Source organism: Achromobacter sp. ISS7 (assembly GCF_056523125.1).
Genome location: NZ_JAWRZD010000001.1, coordinates 2,893,644 through 2,910,066 on the forward strand (window position 1 = coordinate 2,893,644; position 16,423 = coordinate 2,910,066).

A 16,423-nucleotide genomic window follows, 5' to 3' on the forward strand; every position below is an offset into this window, starting at 1 on the left:
GCATCGAAGCGGTCAAATACACGATTCATATTCTATGCCGATCAGGGCGTAACGCCAGCGATTTCAAAAACCACGCTGTCGTGACGGCCTTGCGCGTCCATGGCGGTCAGCGTATACCGCCCGTCCTGCGTCAGCACCAGATTAAACGGACGACCCGACGCGGCATGACCCACCACGCGACCATCGAGCATCCACCATACTTCACCCTCAGCGCCCTGCACATCCACATCCACCGACACCTGCGTGCCGCCCGGCACGGGCCGCAGCACCGAGCCGGTGGCCACGCCACCCAGACGCAACGGCCCCTGCGTGGCATCGGCGTAGCCGGCGAACGACGGCGGTACCGTGTCATTCAAGGCCCAGGCCGCGCGCTGCTCGGGGCATTGCCCCGACGGCACGCTGCCCAGCCGGTAACCCAGCGGCCAGCACGTCACGACCGCCTGCACCGAGGCCGGCCGCACGCGCAGGTGCTGGGCGCCTTCCGGCAACGCCGCCACGATGTCCTGCAGTAGCGGCGCCGCCACATTCGCCCCGAAAAACCCGGGATTGGGCGTGCCGTCCGGACGGCCCACCCATACCCCGATCGTCCAGCTGTCGGTCACTCCGACGGCCCAGGCGTCCCGGAATCCGAAACTTGTCCCGGTTTTCCAGGCCAGTTGCTTCGCCGGACTGCCCGACTGGTAAAAGGGCCGGTCCGGGTGGCCGCCGCCTTCCAGGATGTCGCGCACGATCCAGGCCGCGCCAGCACTCATCATACGGGACTCGACCCGCGGCTGCTCCGGCCGCAGGCGCGGACGCCCGGAGATGCCGCCACGGGCCAGGGCCCGATAAGCGCCGACCAGTTCTTCCAATGTGGTGCCGCCCCCGCCCAAAATCAAGCTCAGATTGGGCTCGGCGCCGGCAGGCAAACGTAACCAGACCCCGCCCGTCAGCATAACCGAGGCGAAACGGGTCGGTCCGACCCGGTCCAGCAGGTCCACCGCCGGCACGTTGAGCGAGCGTTGCAGCGCCTGCGCCACACTGACCGGCCCCGAAAACGCCGCCTGGAAATTCCCCGGGGCGTAGCCGCCAAACGACAGTGGCGCGTCGATCAGCAGGCTTTCCGAGTGGATCAGGCCGTCGTCCAGGGCCTGCGCGTACAGGAACGGCTTGAGGGTCGAGCCGGGCGAACGCACCCCGCGCACCATATCCACGTGGGCGTATCGGGAATCATCGGAGAAGTCGGCGGAGCCAGCGTAGGCCTTGACCTCGAGCGTGTCGTTGTCCATCACCAACACCGCCATCGAAACCTTGGGCGGCAGGTTGTCGACCCGATCCAGCAACATGCGCTCGACCGCCGCCTGCATGTCGGCATCCAGCGTCGAGGTCAGCAGCGGCGGGCGGTTGCCGGGGCGGCGCGAGCCCGCCCGCGGCCGGCCGGCCTCCTGCAACAGGCGTTGCGCGGCCAGCGGCGCCAGCCAGCGGGCCCGCAGCGGCGGCGCGACGACCTGCTCGATCTTGGCGTCGGCGACCTCGGCCGGGGTCCACCGACCCAGTTCGACCATGCGGTCCAGCACCTTGTCGCGCGCGGTCTGCGCGGCCTGGGGATGGCGGTCCGGCCGCAAGCGCGACGGCGCCTGCGGCAAGGCGGTCAGCATCGCCGCCTCGGCCGGGCTGAGATCGCGCGCCGGCTTGCCCAGCCACAGGCGCGACCCCATTTCCACGCCCTCGACGATGCCGCCCATGGGCGCGTGGGTCAGGTACAGCGACAGGATCTCGTCCTTTCTGTAATGCATTTCCAGCTGCACCGCGCGCCAGGCCTGGCGCAGCTTGGCGCTCATCGAGCGCGACGGCTTGCCGGCCAGCTGCGGGTCGATCAGGCGCGCCACCTGCATCGTCAGGGTCGAACCGCCCGAGACGATGCGGCGGTTGGTGGCCCATTGCCAGCCGGCGCGCGCCAGCGACACCGGATTGACGCCGGGGTGCCAATAGAACCAGCGGTCCTCGTAGGTCAGCAGCGTGTCGAGGTAGTGCGGCGACACCTGGTCGGGCTTGACCGGGTAGCGCCAGATGCCGTCGCGGCTGGGATAGTTGCGCAGCGGCGTGCCGTCGGCGGCGACCACCACGGCCGCGCCGCCGGAGTCGATGGGGGGCAAGGGATAGAGGCAGTCGAGCGCGAATAACAACGCGGCCAGCGCGAGAAGCACGCTGGCCGCGAAGAGTCCGCGCCGCCGCCAGCGGCGGGCGCGCGAGGCGCCCGCCGGCGGGGTGGCGGCGGTGTTCAAGGACGCTGCTTGGCGCTGCGATCGCGGATTTCGACCGTGCTCCATTGCTCGCCTACGCCACGGATCTCGGGCCGGTACATGTCTTCGGCCACGGTCGACGGCACCGAATAACGGCCCGGCGTCACGACCCGCACCAGGTAGAACACGTCCACCTTGCCGCGGCCCAGCGAGACCGCCGCCACATACCGGTCATCGCGGAATTCGCGATGCTTGATATTGGGGTCGGCCATCGCGTCGGCCACGCGGCGCCCGCCAATGCTCCATTCCTGCATTTCGGGGCTTTGCGACAGGTTCAGGTTCTCGACCTCGAAACCGGCCGGCACGCGGTCCACCAGCAGACCATCCGGGATGTTCTGGTTGGCGCTGGCCTGGACCCACACCACCAGCATGTCGCCGGTCTGCAGCGAACCGCCATCCCACGGCTTGCCGTCCGGACGGTACCAGCCGCGCTTGAGCTGGATCACGTCGTTGCGCGGCGCGGGCACCGTGGTCGGGCTGCCCTGGATGTCGTACTCGATGAACAGCGACTGGCTGCCGGTGTTGGTCAGCTGGGTGCCGGCCAGGTCGGCCGCGGTCAGCGACACGGTGCGGTCGGACCTGCCGCCTTCCAGTTCCTTGCGCACGCCATTGACGGTCAGCGCGGCCTGCCACGGGGTCGACTTGTCGCCGCCCGCGGCGCGCGCCGCCATCAGCAGGGCCATCTGTTCCTGGGTCGACAGGTACGAACGGTTGCCCATGCGCGCGGCCAGTTGCGTCATCAGGTTCTCGACGCGGTCATGGCGCAGCTCGTACTGGTTGGCCAGGGCATAGGCCAGCGCATAGTCGCGCACCGCGCTGCCGTAGTCGCCCAGCCAATCGTCGTAGTAGCTGTTGGCGCGGCGGGTGATGCCGTACTCGCGCGTCATGGCCAGGTCGAGCGCGCTCTTCATGCGCCCTTCATCGCCCATCAGCTTGAACGCGGCGGCCAACTGGATCAGGGGCAGCGGCGAACGCGCGCGGTCCTGATAGTTGTCGAACAGCTGGCGCACCGTGGACAGCGGCGCCTTCTTGTCGCGCGCCAGCGCCAGGGCGGCCGTGGCCAGGCCGGCGAACCGGCGGTGGTCTTCGCGCAGCACGTTCAGCCCGCTGCTGTCCAGGCGGCCCGACTCGAAGTCACGCTTCAGGTTGGCCGACCAGGTGCCGAACGAGCCGCTGCTCTGCTGCACCTGCTCCAGCAGCCACTGGCGCGAACGGTCCAGCGAGGCTTCGGGGATGGTGAAGCCCTTGTCGCGCGCATCCTGCAGGAAGCCCACGGCATAGGCCGTCAGCCACACGTCGCGCGCCGACGAGCTGCTCCACAGGTTGTAGGAGCCGACGGCGTTGCGCATGCCCGACAGGCGGCCGATGGCGCCGGCGACCTTGGCTTCACGCTCGGCCTGGGTACGCGGCTTCAGGCCGAATTGCTTGGCGGCTTCCTCGTCGATCAGCACCCACGGCAGGGTCGCGCTGATGGTCTGCTCGGTGCAACCATAGGGGTAGTTGAGCAGGCCTTCGACCACGCGGTTGACGTTGATCGGCGGACGGTTCGAGACCGTCATGCTGATCGTGGTCGAGTCGGGGTAGTACGACGCCACCCACGACGCCTGCGGCGCGTTGGACTCGCCCGGGTTCAGGCGCAGGCGGCGCATCTGGCGCTCGGCCGCGTAGGCCGGCTGCACCTGCAGCACCGATTCACGCACGATGTGGATCGGCTTGGCGCCGCCCTGCCCGTCCACGGTCAGGCGCATCAGGCCCAGGCCGTAGGAACCGGTGGTGCTGGCGGTGAAGCGCAGCGTGGTGCGTTGCTTGTCCTTGAGCGTCACGGTGCGGGTGCCGTCGACGATGCCGACCGGATCCAGCGCTTCCAGCTTGACCGTCACCTTCTGGTCGGAGCCGCTCAGGTTGGTCACGTCCAGCGCGATGGCGGCCTGGTCGCCCGGGGTGATGAAGCGCGGCGTGTTCAGCTCGGCCACGATCGGCGCCGCCACCACCATTTCGGTGTCGGTGCTGCCGAAGTTGTCGGCGGTGAACGCGACGGCCATCAGGCGCAGCGTGCCGTTGAAGTCGGGCAGGTCCAGCGGGATGTCGGCCTCGCCCTTGTCGTTGAGCTTGACCGGACCCGAGAACAGGTCGACCAGCTTGACCTTCTTGGGCAGGCTCTTGCTGTCGCCGCGCATGGCGGCGTCGCCGCCCCACTTCAGCTTGCCCTTGGTGCCGTCCATCTTCTCGATCAGCTTGCCGTACATGTCCAGCAGTTCGGGCGCGTAGCGGTGCTTGCCGAAGAAGAAGTCGAGCGGATCGGGCGTGCGGTACTGGTTGATGTTGAGAATGCCGACGTCGACCGCCGACAGCGTCACCATGGCCAGCTTGCCCTGGGCGCCATCGACCTTCACGCGGACCGTGGTCTTGGTCTCGGGTTCGGTCTTGGCGGCGGCCGTCAGCTTGACGTCGAGCTTGCGGTCGGCGCTGGCGATCGGCAGGAACGTCAGGCCCAGCGCGCGCGCCGGAGTCACGCGGTCGCCTTCGCTGCCGGGGCGGAACACCGCCGCGGCCACGTACAGGTCATGGCGTTTCCAGCTCTTGTCGATCGGAATCTCGACTTGCGTGCCGGTCGCCTTCACGGCCACCCAGGTCGACCACAGCATGCGGTCGCCTTCGACGGTGATCAGGGCCTGGCCGTCGTGCGGCGGCGTCAGGGTCAGCTTGACGCTGTCGCCCGGCTTGGCGGGCACGCCTTCCAGCTTCATCTGGACGCGGTCCGGGCGGTTGCCCATAGCGTCGGCGTCCTGGGCATCCCAGCCCGCGTAGAAGCGGTAGCGCAGGGTCTCGCCGGTCTCGGGATCGGCGATTTCCAGGCGGTAGCGGCCCCACTTGACCGGCACCGTGAACTGGCTGCGGTCATTCAGCGCGATCGCGCGCGAATCGAGCAGTTCCTCGGTTTCGGTATAGCCGCTGTTCCAGCCGCGCTGGTCATCGAAGCGCCAGTAGTACTGGCGTTCCTCGCGGTACAGGCGCATCTGGGCCTGCGCCAGCGGCGCGATCTTGCCCTGCGCGTCCACGCGCAGCACTTCGAACGAGGCCGGGGCGCCTTCGCGCGCGACATCGTTGTCGAACTGCGGACGCACGGCGATCAGCTTGTCGGCGGGCCAGACGCTGCGCTCGATCGAGCGCACCACCGGACGGCCGCCCGATTCCAGCAGGCTGGCCGAGACCCGCACCTTCATCGGCGAATGGGTGCCTTCGGTGCGCGGTTCGACCTCGAGCTGCGCGGCGCCGGTCGAATCCAGCGCGGCTTCCGGCAGTTCCTCGAAATGGCGGCGCGAATCGTCGTCCACGTCGCCGAAGATGAAGCCGGGCCACTGCTGCGGCAGCGCATAGCGGTCGCGCTTGACCTGGAAGCTGGACAGCAGGCGGTTGCCGGCGGCGGGCGCGCCGTAGAGGTAGTCGCCCTGCACATCGATGGTCAGCGTGTCGTTCGGCGACAACACATCCTGGTCGGACGTCAGCGCCATCTTCATGCGTTCGGGCAGGAATTCCTCGACCTGGAACTTCCACGAGGCATCCGCGACGCGCGACGCGGGGTCGACGCGCAGTTCCAGCATCCAGGCGCCGGTCTGGGCGTCGGGCGGCAGGTCGATGGCGCGCTCGACGTAACCCTGCAGGTCCTTGGCGGGCTGCCACAGGTTGGTCGAGACCACGCGGCCGTCGGGGCGCTTGAGGGTGGCGGTCAGCGGCGCGGGCGGCATCACGCGGCCGTCGAGGTCGCGCGGATAGACGCCGCAGACGCCACGGCCTTCGTGGTGCACCTGCAGCATGATGCGCGTGGCTTCTTCGTGATTCTTGTTGAAGAACTTCTGCAGCACCTTCACGACAAACTCCATCGGGGTGTAGTCGTCATTCAGCAACAGGACCTGGTACATCGGAGGCGGCGCGGCGCGAGCCGGTGCCTTCTCGACGGCCAAATCGTGTTGGGTATCCAAGGTAGAACTCATAGGGCGGCTATTCTATTTAATCAGGGGACGGCTTGCATGTAACTTACGCAAAATTACACGTAGAAATGCGTAGTTTCCATACTTGACTCCGCAAAGAAAAGCGGCGCATTATCCACGCATTCTGGGGTTTTCAATTCATCGAAAACCTGCCAGGAGGCCGGAGGGGGGACAGGGGTCTAGGCCGCGATGCCCTTCTGTCAACATACGATTCAATGAGGCAGTCCGCATGTCTGATACGACCGCAACCGCCGTCCAAGGGGACAATCCCAAATCGACGGGTACCGTCAAATGGTTCAACGATGCAAAGGGTTTCGGCTTCATTACGCCCGACGACGGCGGTGAAGATTTGTTCGCCCACTTCTCGTCCATCCAGATGAATGGTTTTAAAACCCTGAAAGAAGGCCAGAAAGTGGCTTTCGAGATTATCCAGGGGCCCAAAGGCAAACAGGCGCTCAATATCACCGCTGCCTGAGTTACTCTTTAAAGCGCAACGGTAAGGTTGCGCCATTATCAGGCGGGGCTTTCGGGCCCCGCCTTGTTATTTTCTTATTACTGCGATTACCGCGTCTGGTTATGCTGAAGAATGCTGCTTTGTTTCATGTTGGTCGTGCGTTGCTCAAAACAGCGTTCATTAAATCGGCAGCGCGCGGGGCGATAGCCGCGCTGCTCGGCGCCGCCACCCTGGCACTGCCCGTGGCGGCCGGCGCCCAGACGCCGACCGGACCGCAACCGACGCTGCCCATCGCGCAACTGGCCGCCGGCATCCATATTATCCGCGCAGAAGTCGCCAACACGGAAGCCAGCCGCCGCGACGGCCTCATGTTCCGCAAGGAACTGGCCGGCAACGACGGCATGCTGTTCGTCTTCGAACAGCCCGACGTGCAGTGCTTCTGGATGCGCAACACCCTTTTGCCGCTGTCGATCGCTTTTATCGCCGACGACGGCACGATCGTCAACATCGAGGACATGGCGCCCCAGACCGACGACACCCACTGCTCCAAGAAACCGGTGCGCTACGCGCTGGAAATGGCGCAAGGCTGGTACGAAAGCCACGGCATGAAGGCCGGCAGGAAAATCGACGGCCTGCCCTGAGCCGGCCGCGATCCTTCTCACGCAACAAGGGAGCCCACGGGCTCCCTTGTCGTTTGGCCATGCCGTCGCGGCGCCGCCGCGGCGGCAGGCCCGGCCCCGCGGGGCCGTTGCCAAAATCAGACGCGCTCGATGATCAGGGCGATGCCCTGGCCCACGCCGATGCACATCGTGCACAGCGCGTAGCGGCCGCCGGTGCGGTGCAGCTGGTTGATGGCGGTGGTGGCCAGGCGCGCGCCGCTGGCGCCCAGCGGGTGACCCAGGGCGATGGCGCCGCCGTTGGGATTGACGCGCGGGTCGTTGTCGGCGATGCCCAGCTGGCGCAGCACGGCCAGGCCCTGGGCGGCGAACGCTTCGTTCAGTTCGATCACGTCCATCTGGTCCAGCGTCAGGCCGGTCTGGGCCAGCACCTTGCGGGTGGCGGGCGCCGGGCCGATGCCCATGATGCGCGGCGCGACGCCGGCGGTGGCCATGCCGACCACGCGGGCGCGCGGCGTCAGGCCGTGGCGCGCGGCGCCCTTCTCGTCGGCCAGCAGCAGCGCGGCGGCGCCGTCGTTCACGCCCGAGGCGTTGCCGGCGGTCACGGTGCCGCCTTCGCGGACCACGCCCTTGAGCTTGGCCAGCGCCTCGAGGCTGGTCTCACGCGGGTGCTCGTCCTTGGACACGACGAGCGGATCGCCCTTCTTCTGGGCGATCGAGACCGGCACGATCTCGGCATCGAAGAAACCTTCCTTCTGGGCGCGGGCGGTCTTCTGCTGGCTGGCCAGCGCGAACAGATCCTGGTCTTCGCGGTTGATCTTGAAATCGTCGGCGACGTTCTCGGCGGTTTCCGGCATCGAGTCGACGCCGTACTGGGCCTTCATCAGCTTGTTGATGAAGCGCCAGCCGATGGTGGTGTCGTAGATCGCGGCGTTGCGCGAGAAGGCGCTGTCGGCCTTGCCCATGACGAACGGCGCGCGGCTCATGCTTTCGACGCCGCCGGCCAGCATCAGGCCGGCTTCGCCGGCGCGGATGGCGCGCGCGGCGCTGCCGATGGCGTCCAGGCCCGAACCGCACAGGCGGTTGACCGTGGCGCCGGGCACCTCGACCGGCAGGCCGGCCAGCAGCGTGGCCATGCGGGCGACGTTGCGGTTGTCTTCGCCGGCCTGGTTGGCGCAGCCCAGGATGGCATCGTCGATTTCTTCCCAGCGCACGCCAGGATTACGCGCCACCAGCGCCTTGATGGCTACGGCCGCGAGGTCGTCGGGACGCACCGAAGCCAGTGCACCGCCGTAGCGGCCGAAGGGGGTGCGAATCGCGTCACAAATATAGGCATGCACGGTCATGAGATGCTCGGATTGAAGTGGAGGAATCGAATGCGGACGATCTTAACGCAGCGGTTTCGCGCCAAGTTGGTGCATCCCGCAGATGTCCGCACAACGGACGGTGTCCAGCTGCTGTTCACTCACCGTACATGCGCCGGCCCTGCCCTCACGGCGCCGGCGTGCCCGCGCGCGCAGCGCGTCCGGCCTCGACGATGGCCTGGCGGCGAAAGCGTCCGGCGGCCAGATGGTAGAACGGCTGCGGGCAGAACTGGCGCGACACGCCCGAGGCCAGCAGCGAGCCGACCAGCAGCCAGAACAGCATCGGCTGGCTGCCCGTCATTTCCATCACCACCACGCTGGCCGTGAGCGGCGCCTGCGTGGCCGCGGCCAGGAACGCGGCCATCGACACCAGCACCAGCACGCGCTGGTCCACGCCCTCGCCCGCCAATTCCCAGATGTGGTGGCCGATGCCGGCGCCGGTGGTAAGCGCGGGCGTGAAGATGCCGCCGGGAATGCCGGCCCAGTACGAAGCCACGGTGGCGGCCAGCTTGGCCAGGCCGAAACCAGCGGGCAAGGCGTGCTGGGTTTCGCCCGAGAGCAGGTCGGCCGCCGCGCCATAGCCGGTGCCGTAGACACTGCCGGCGGTCGCCAGGCCGATCAACGCCAGCGCCACGCCCATGGCGAAGGCGGTCCAGATGGGATGCGCGCGGATCCAGGCGCGCCACGACGCCGGCGCCATCGCCGCCGGCCCCTTGCCCAGCAGGCGCGCGAAGATGCCGCCCAGCGCGCCGTTGAGCGCGGCGCAGATCAGCACCCACCACAGCATGCCGTGCGCCAGCGCAGCGCCGCCGAAGGTGCCGAAATAGGGGTTGTTGCCCTGCACCGCCACCACCAGGAAGCCCGCCGCCAGCACGCCGATCAGCACCAGCCGCTGCCAGCGCAGCACGGTGCCGCGCCCCAGTTCCTCGATGGCGAAGATCACGCCGGCCAGCGGCGCATTGAAGGCAGCCGCCAGGCCGCCGGCCGCGCCGGCGGCGATCAGCTCGTTGGCGTGGAAGCCGCGCAGTTGCAGGCCGCGGCGCTTCCAGAAATCGCCCCAGGCCAGCATGACGGCGGCGCCGACCTGCACCGACGGCCCTTCGCGGCCGATCGAGGCGCCGGCCAGCATGCCGAAGAACGCCAGCGGGATCTTCCAGAGCACCTGCGCCAGGGACACCAGGCTGCGCTGGCCGGGGCCGGGCGGCAACGAGAGCGCGCCGATGACCTGGGGAATGCCGCTGCCCGCGGCGTTGGGCGCGAAGCGCAACGTGGCCCAGCGCAGCGCGGCCAAGGCGCACGGCAGCACCACCAGCGCGAGCCAGCCGGCGTGGCTGACCCATTCGCGGTTCCATTCCAGTGCGAGGTCAGCCAGGTAGGCGAAGCCCAGCGACACCAGCGCGACCAGCGCCGCGCCGCCCAGCAACAGCGCCATCGGCAGGCTCTTGCGCGACAGGCGGTTGGTCTGCCGCAGCTTGCGGCGCAGGAGATGGCGCAAGCGGGTGGCGATGCGGCGCAACGGAGTGGGCAGGGACATGGGCGGGGCCAGGCGGCAAGGTACGGTGAAACCAGACGTGGCCAACCTTACCATTGCCGCCTGACTGCCAGCCCACAATGTGCCCGCTCACATCGGCGCCGCGCCTTTCAGAACGACGACCAGTCGTCGTCGCCGCTGTGCTTGAGGGCCGGGGGCGTCACCGCGGGTTCCTGGCGCTGCAAGGCGGCCGGCGGATGGGGCGTCGCGCGGCCAGCCTGGATCAGGCGGGCCTGCGGTTCGGCAGCCACCGCCACCGCGCCGGCATTGACCTTGAACCGGCGCACCTGCTGCGCCAGGCGGCCGGCCTGGTCCTGCATGCTGCCGGCCGCGGCCGCCGCCTGTTCGACCAGCGCGGCGTTTTGCTGGGTCACGGTGTCCATCTGCGCCACGGCCTGGTTGACCTGGCCGATACCGGTGGACTGCTCGGCCGACGCGCTGGCGATTTCATGCACCAGGACGGCGGCCTGACGCACGCTGTCGACGACTTCGTGCATGGTGCGCCCCGCCTCGTCGGCCTGGCGCGTGCCGCCTTCGACACGATGAACGGATTCATCGATCAACGCCTTGATTTCCTTGGCGGCAACGGCGGAACGCTGCGCCAGGGTGCGGACTTCGCCGGCGACCACCGCGAAGCCCCGCCCCTGTTCACCGGCACGCGCGGCCTCGACGGCGGCATTCAAGGCCAGGATGTTGGTCTGGAACGCGATACCGTCGATCACGCTGGTGATATCGGCGATCTTGCGCGAGCTCTCGGAGATCTGGCTCATGGTCTGCACCACGCCTTCGACCACTTCCCCGCCACGCGCCGCCACCGCCGAGGCCTGGGTGACGAGCTTTTCGGCCTCGCCGGCATTGCTGGCGTTTTGCTGCACGGTGCTGGTGAGCTGCTCCATCGAGGCGGCGGTCTGCTCCAGGGACGCAGCCTGCTCCTCGGTGCGCTGCGACAGGTCGGCGTTGCCCTGGGCGATCTGCGCCGAGGCGGTGGCGATGTTCTCGCAACCATCGCGCACGTCGCTGACGATGCGCGACAGGCTCTGGTTCATGGCCTTGAGCGCGGCCATCAGATCACCGGTTTCGTCGCGCGTTGTCACGTGGATGTCGGCGCTGAGATCGCCATTGGCCACGCGCCGCGCCGCCGCCACCGCAGCCCCCAGCGGCCGCACGATGCCGCGCGTCACCAGCCAGCCCAGCAGCAGGCCGAGCACCACGCCGGCCACCGACAGCGCGATCATGATCAGGCGCATGTTGCGGTACAGCTCGGACACCTCGACCACGGCACTCTCGACCGCGGCCTCCTTGCCCACGGCGAGTTCGGACATGAGCTTCTCGGCCTTGTCCGATGCCTCGGCCGCGCGCCGCGTCAGGGCCACGATCTCGGGATCGATCTGGGCCAGCGGATACTTCTGCGCATCCTGGAAAAACTCGATGGACTCGCGCTTCCAGATTTCCTCGGCCTCGGTGAACGCCAGCATCAGGCGCTTGCCGCTCTCGCGGATGAAGCTGCGGCTGGCGCTGGCGCGCATGCGCTCAAGCTTGGCGAGCGACTGGTCGAACTGCTGGCGCAGCGCCTGGCGCTCTTCCTGGGTCGATGCCGCCAGGAAACTCTTGCGCGCCCTGCCCGCCGCGATCAGGCTGATGCTGGCTTCCTTGATGTCCGAGAGCCCGCGGAATTCGATCTCGACGATCTGGTCGTTCATGCTGTCGATGCGGGCCAATCCCCATACACCGAACGCGCCGATCACCCCGCCCAGCAACGCCACCAGCAGGAAGGCGCCCGACAGGCGCACGCCGATGCGCGCGCCGATATGCAAACCCGAAAAGAACCGCAACATGCTTTCCCATCCCGTCAAGATGCCACGGTCTTATGGCGAACATGCCGCGGTCATCGGCTCCATGGCTCAGCCTCAGACCAGCGTCAACAATAGCGGGGGCTCTTCCCGGGGATACCCAGGAAGAAAGGGAGATTCATTCTCATTTTCTACAAAATGGATTCGACAATATACAAAATTTGACCATGTAATACACGATTGCCAAGCACTTTTCCGCGCACCGGAAAACAAAAAGGCCCCTCGCGATGCGAGGGGCCTCGACCTTGCGGTGCGCGCCGGGCGCGCAGCGGAATCAGGCGAAATTCTTGGCCGCGAAGTCCCAGTTCACCAGGGCCCAGAAGTTTTCCAGGTACTTGGGACGGGCATTGCGGTAGTCGATGTAGTACGCGTGTTCCCAGACATCACAGGTCAGCAGCGGCTTGTCGGCCGTGGTCAGCGGGGTGGCGGCGTTGCTGGTGTTGACGATGTCGACGGAACCGTCGGCCTTCTTGACCAGCCAGGTCCAGCCCGAACCGAAGTTGCCGGCGGCCGACTTGTTGAAGGCTTCCTTGAAGGCGTCGAAGCTGCCCCACTTGGCGTTGATGGCGTCGGCCAGCTTGCCGGTCGGCGCGCCACCGGCCTTGGGAGCCAGGCTGTTCCAGTAGAAGGTGTGGTTCCAGATCTGCGCGGCGTTGTTGAAGATGCCGCCCGAGGACTTCTTGACGATGTCTTCCAGCGACAGGTTCTCGAACTCGGTGCCCGGGATCAGGTTGTTCAGGTTCGTGACGTAGGTCTGGTGATGCTTGCCGTAGTGGAACTCCAGCGTCTCTTTCGAGATGTGCGGAGCCAGCGCGTCCAGTTCGTAAGGCAGGGGGGGAAGAGTATGTGCCATGTGTCGGTTCCTTCTGTTGAGTGCACGATCAAGCCGTTCAATTGTATCGGCAACTCTGCGAGGATACCGCGTTAACCCCGCGGCGGCGCGGGGTTAACGGGCATGTGTTTATGCCCTGCGCGCGTAAACGCTACTCTTTCTCATAGCGCAGTTCGCGCCCGCCTTGCGCGGCCACCAGCGCGCCGTCGTCGCGCAACGCCAATGTCATATGCAACGGTGTGCGACTGGCGGATTCCGGCAGCTCCAGATCGATGCGCAGCGCGCGCGATGCAATATCGGACTTGCTCACGTCCACGCTGTGCCAGCGCGCGCCGGAAGGCAGCGGCACGAACACGGCCAGCGCCCTGAGTTCACCCGGCGCGATCGGCGCGCTGACGCCATCGGCGCCTTCGGACTGCTTCGGCGTGCCGGCGTAATCGGCGCTGGCCGACGACATCGCCACATCGACCTTGACCGGCCGGCCCTGGTAGTACACGCGGACCGTGAGGTCGTTGCCTTCGGCGGGCCGCGTGTCGGCGCCGACCTTCACGATCGCCGAGAACGGCTGGATCGGCGGCGTGTCCAGGCGCACCTGCTTGCCGTCGAGGCGCCAGGTGCCGCTGGCCTGGATGTCCACCGCGCCATAGCTCATCAGGTAATCGAAACGGCCATCGGGCGACAGCAGCAGCTCGCTGCCGACTTCGCGCATGCCGCGCAGGTAGTAATGGCCAGCGACGCGCACCGCCGCTTTGCCAAGCGTCTTGGCGGCGCCGGACGCGGCCGGGCAGGTTTGCTTGAGCGACGCGCCAGCGGCCTGCAGCGCGGCAGCGAACGCGGGCGCGGCCTGGCATGCCAACGTCTGGCTGAACGACTGGCCCGACGGCGCCGCCGCCGCGTCGAAACGCGCATGGTGCCGCGCCAGCAGCGCCAGCATGTCCGGCTGCCCGCTGGCCAGTGCCGCCCACGCCGGGCTGCGGCCTTGCGCATCGGCCGCGTCGGGGCTGGCGCCCGCCGCCAGCAAGGCATCGGCCAGATCGGCGCGGCCCAGCTGGATGGCGGCCACCAGCGGCGTATCGCCGCTCTCGTCCTGGCGCGCGTCCAGGTCGCTCCCCATGGCCTTCAAGCGCGTGAGCACGTCGATCACCGTGTCGCGGCGCGCGATCGCCAACTGCCGATCACGCAGCAAGGCCGACAGCAGGCGCTGCGGCAAGGTCCAGTCCTTGCGCGCGCATTCGGTCCGCGCGCCGGTATAGCCCGCCGCCTGCAATTGCGCGAAATATCCTGGCCGGTCGAGCAGCGCGTATTCACCGCCGGACGGCAGGCAGGCGTTGGCCAGCGGTTGCTTGCCGCCCTGCTCCACCCGCTTGACCAGCGCCATGTCGCCGGAGGCCAGCGCCGCGTTCAGCAAGGCATGGCTGGCGGGCGCGCGTGGCAGGCGCGGGTCGTCGAGCCGCGCGCCCGCGCCTAGCAGGCGATCGAGCATGGCGCCGTCATCGCCGCCGATGGCCCAATACAGGGCGCTGCGGCCATCCGGCGCGAGGCCGAGCGGGTCGGCGCCCTTGGCCAGCAGCGCATCGACCATGGCCGCCTGGCCCGAAGTCACCGCCACCAGCAGCGGCGGCACGCCCTTGTTGTCGTAGGGATCGTCCGAGGCCGCGGCCGTCGCCGGCGGATTGACGGGCACGCCGGCGGCGATCAGGTACGCGGCCATCTCGGTGTCGCGGTTCTCCAGCGCCTGGCGGATGGCGCCGGCGTCGAGCGTCTTCAGGTCCAGGCCGGCGTCGACCAGGTTCCGCAACATGGCCGCGCCCTGTTTGCCCGGCTGGCGCAAGGCCTGCGCCAGGGGCGAACGCGCGGGGTCGGCCAGCAAGGCCTGCAAGGTGGCGGGCGGCGTGGCGGCCAGCAGGTCGTGCAGCAGCGACGCGTCGTCGGCCTCGATCGCGCGTTGCAGCGCGGACTTGCGGTCGTAGCCTTCGCGCACCAGCGCGGGGTTGGCGCCCGCCGCCAGCAGCACTCGCACGGCATCCGCCTGGCGGGCGCCGACCGCGTCCGCCAGGGGCGTGTCGCCGTTCTGTTCCGCGCCGTCGCCGTCGACCGCCGCGCCTAGCGCCAGCAGTCTCTGCAGCACGGCGACGTCGCCCTTGCGGGCCGCCAGGTTCATGATGGGGCGCTCGTCGGCCTCCATCCTCAGGAAGACCGCCGCGTCGCCGGTCTGCGGCCCGCGCTGGTTGAACGGCATGCCGGCGCGCAACAGCGGCACGGCGATGTCGCCGCGTCCCGCCGCCACCGCCGCCTGCGCCGCGTCCAGCCACAGGTCACGGTCGCCGCTGGCGCCATAGCCCGTCTCCGGCGTCGTGCGCGGCCCCAGTTCGGCCAGCGCCGTGACCGCGCCGGCATTGCCGCTGTAGGCCGCCAGCGCCAGCGGACTGACGCCGTCGCCATAGGCGGGCCGGGTGCCGGTGGCGGCCAGCGCCCGCACCACCTCGGCGCCTTCGGTCAGCTCCACCAGCGGTCCCCACGCCAGGTAGTCCGCGGCCCGGCGCGGCTCGCCCTGCGCATCCTTGAAGGCCTGGCGCGTGGCGTCGTCGGCGTGCTCGTCGATGTAGGCAAAGGGGCGCGCCGCGCCGGCCTTGAGCAGCGCCAGCACCATGCGCGTGGTCTGCGCGCGGTCGACCAGCCGCGGCAGGTAGGTCATGCGCACCGCGAATTCGAAATCGCGATTGAGCAGGAATTCGAGCGGGGTCTTGTTCTCGTCGCCACGCTGGTCGGGCCGCGCGCCGGCCGCCAGCAGCATGTCGAGGATCTCGGGCGTGCCGTACAACAAGGCCAGTTGCAGCGGCGGACGGCGCGACTCGTAGGTGATGTCGTCGAGCGCCGGCTTAGTCGCCAGCAATGCCGCAAGCATGCGGGTGCGCGCCGGCAACGCGGCCTGATAGGCCTGGCGCAGGCGCGCCGCCTCGTCCTCGGGCATGTCCCAGTACACATGCTTGCCGCGCTCGCCTGCCGGTCTCAACAGCGCGTGCAGCAGCGGCACGCCTTCGAGCGCGTAGTCGCCCGGCCGCGTCACCTTGGCCAGCGCGGCGGTGAAAGCCGCCTCGTCGCCGGCGGCGACGGCGCTGAACAAGGCGCGAGTCTCGGCGGTCTCGGCCGCCCGGTATTCGCGGTAGGGCGATGCGCAGTCGCAATCGGACGGCGGCTTGGACTGGGCAGAAGGCGCGGCCGGGGGCGGTGGCGCCACGGACGGCGGCGCGGCCGGAGGCGGCGGCGGGTCGATCTGGAATTCGGCCGGGGCCGCGGGCTCCGCGGGCGCGGACGCGGGGGCCGGCGTGCGGCCACGCGCATCGGCCTCGGACTTGTTGCGCGCCTTGGTGGCGCCGCCCTCGGCCCGCGCCGGCGGCGGCGTCGCCGCCAGCGTCACGGCGGCCATCAGCGCCGCCAGCAAAGCGGCCTGGCGCACGCGGCGCACAGGCTTGCGTGGTTCATTCAACAGCATCGTTCCATCCC

9 protein-coding genes and 1 pseudogene are annotated in these 16,423 nt (G+C 68.6%); 2 read left to right on the plus strand and 8 right to left on the minus strand.

Annotated features, from left to right (window positions below; translation table 11 throughout):
- Positions 1-41: 41 nt before the first annotated feature.
- From pbpC to clpS, 3 genes and pseudogenes are all read right to left on the minus strand, one after another.
- Positions 42-2,264: a penicillin-binding protein 1C gene (gene pbpC / locus AC1HFW_RS12985; protein WP_479283717.1), complete on the minus strand. Its 2,223-nt coding sequence runs from the start codon at positions 2,262-2,264 to the stop codon at positions 42-44.
- Entirely contained in the window at positions 2,261-5,800 is a 3,540-nt protein-coding gene (locus AC1HFW_RS12990; RefSeq protein WP_479286500.1) for an alpha-2-macroglobulin family protein, read from the minus strand. The genes pbpC and AC1HFW_RS12990 overlap by 4 nt, the downstream gene beginning before the upstream one ends.
- A gap of 33 nt (positions 5,801-5,833) precedes the next feature.
- A pseudogene (gene clpS, locus AC1HFW_RS12995) lies at positions 5,834-6,274 on the minus strand (ATP-dependent Clp protease adapter ClpS); the annotation flags it as partial.
- A 226-nt stretch (positions 6,275-6,500) separates the two neighbouring features.
- On the opposite strand from clpS, the gene AC1HFW_RS13000 reads away from it, so the two are divergent.
- Entirely contained in the window at positions 6,501-6,746 is a 246-nt protein-coding gene (locus AC1HFW_RS13000; protein WP_006220277.1) for a cold-shock protein, read from the plus strand.
- Between the two features lie 101 nt (positions 6,747-6,847).
- Positions 6,848-7,366 (plus strand): DUF192 domain-containing protein, encoded by a 519-nt coding sequence (locus tag AC1HFW_RS13005; RefSeq protein ID WP_083827914.1) that lies wholly within the window; start codon positions 6,848-6,850, stop codon positions 7,364-7,366.
- A 116-nt stretch (positions 7,367-7,482) separates the two neighbouring features.
- On the opposite strand, the gene pcaF is transcribed toward AC1HFW_RS13005, so the two are convergent.
- From pcaF to AC1HFW_RS13030, 5 genes are all read right to left on the minus strand, one after another.
- On the minus strand, positions 7,483-8,688 hold the full coding sequence (gene pcaF / locus AC1HFW_RS13010; protein ID WP_006396026.1) for a 3-oxoadipyl-CoA thiolase: 1,206 nt from the start codon (positions 8,686-8,688) through the stop codon (positions 7,483-7,485).
- A 145-nt stretch (positions 8,689-8,833) separates the two neighbouring features.
- Entirely contained in the window at positions 8,834-10,240 is a 1,407-nt protein-coding gene (locus tag AC1HFW_RS13015) for a chloride channel protein (RefSeq protein WP_479283719.1), read from the minus strand.
- Positions 10,241-10,347: 107 nt separating this feature from the next.
- Positions 10,348-12,072: a methyl-accepting chemotaxis protein gene (locus tag AC1HFW_RS13020; protein WP_479283721.1), complete on the minus strand. Its 1,725-nt coding sequence runs from the start codon at positions 12,070-12,072 to the stop codon at positions 10,348-10,350.
- 289 nt (positions 12,073-12,361) lie between these two features.
- Positions 12,362-12,940, minus strand: a complete 579-nt coding sequence (gene sodB / locus AC1HFW_RS13025; RefSeq protein WP_006383994.1) for a superoxide dismutase [Fe] — start codon at positions 12,938-12,940, stop codon at positions 12,362-12,364.
- Positions 12,941-13,070: 130 nt separating this feature from the next.
- Positions 13,071-16,412: an ankyrin repeat domain-containing protein gene (locus tag AC1HFW_RS13030; RefSeq protein WP_479283722.1), complete on the minus strand. Its 3,342-nt coding sequence runs from the start codon at positions 16,410-16,412 to the stop codon at positions 13,071-13,073.
- Between the last annotated feature and the right edge of the window lie 11 nt (positions 16,413-16,423).

Excerpts from the sequence above, each read along its gene's own strand:
- pcaF (WP_006396026.1), bottom strand. The coding sequence starts at position 8,688 with ATGACCGTGCATGCCTATATTTGTGACGCGATTCGCACCCCCTTCGGC.
- AC1HFW_RS13015 (WP_479283719.1), bottom strand. The coding sequence starts at position 10,240 with ATGTCCCTGCCCACTCCGTTGCGCCGCATCGCCACCCGCTTGCGCCAT.
- AC1HFW_RS13030 (WP_479283722.1), bottom strand. The coding sequence starts at position 16,412 with ATGCTGTTGAATGAACCACGCAAGCCTGTGCGCCGCGTGCGCCAGGCC.
- AC1HFW_RS13005 (WP_083827914.1), top strand. The coding sequence starts at position 6,848 with ATGCTGAAGAATGCTGCTTTGTTTCATGTTGGTCGTGCGTTGCTCAAA.
- AC1HFW_RS13020 (WP_479283721.1), bottom strand. The coding sequence starts at position 12,072 with ATGTTGCGGTTCTTTTCGGGTTTGCATATCGGCGCGCGCATCGGCGTG.
- AC1HFW_RS12990 (WP_479286500.1), bottom strand. The coding sequence starts at position 5,800 with ATGAAGATGGCGCTGACGTCCGACCAGGATGTGTTGTCGCCGAACGAC.
- AC1HFW_RS13000 (WP_006220277.1), top strand. The coding sequence starts at position 6,501 with ATGTCTGATACGACCGCAACCGCCGTCCAAGGGGACAATCCCAAATCG.
- sodB (WP_006383994.1), bottom strand. The coding sequence starts at position 12,940 with ATGGCACATACTCTTCCCCCCCTGCCTTACGAACTGGACGCGCTGGCT.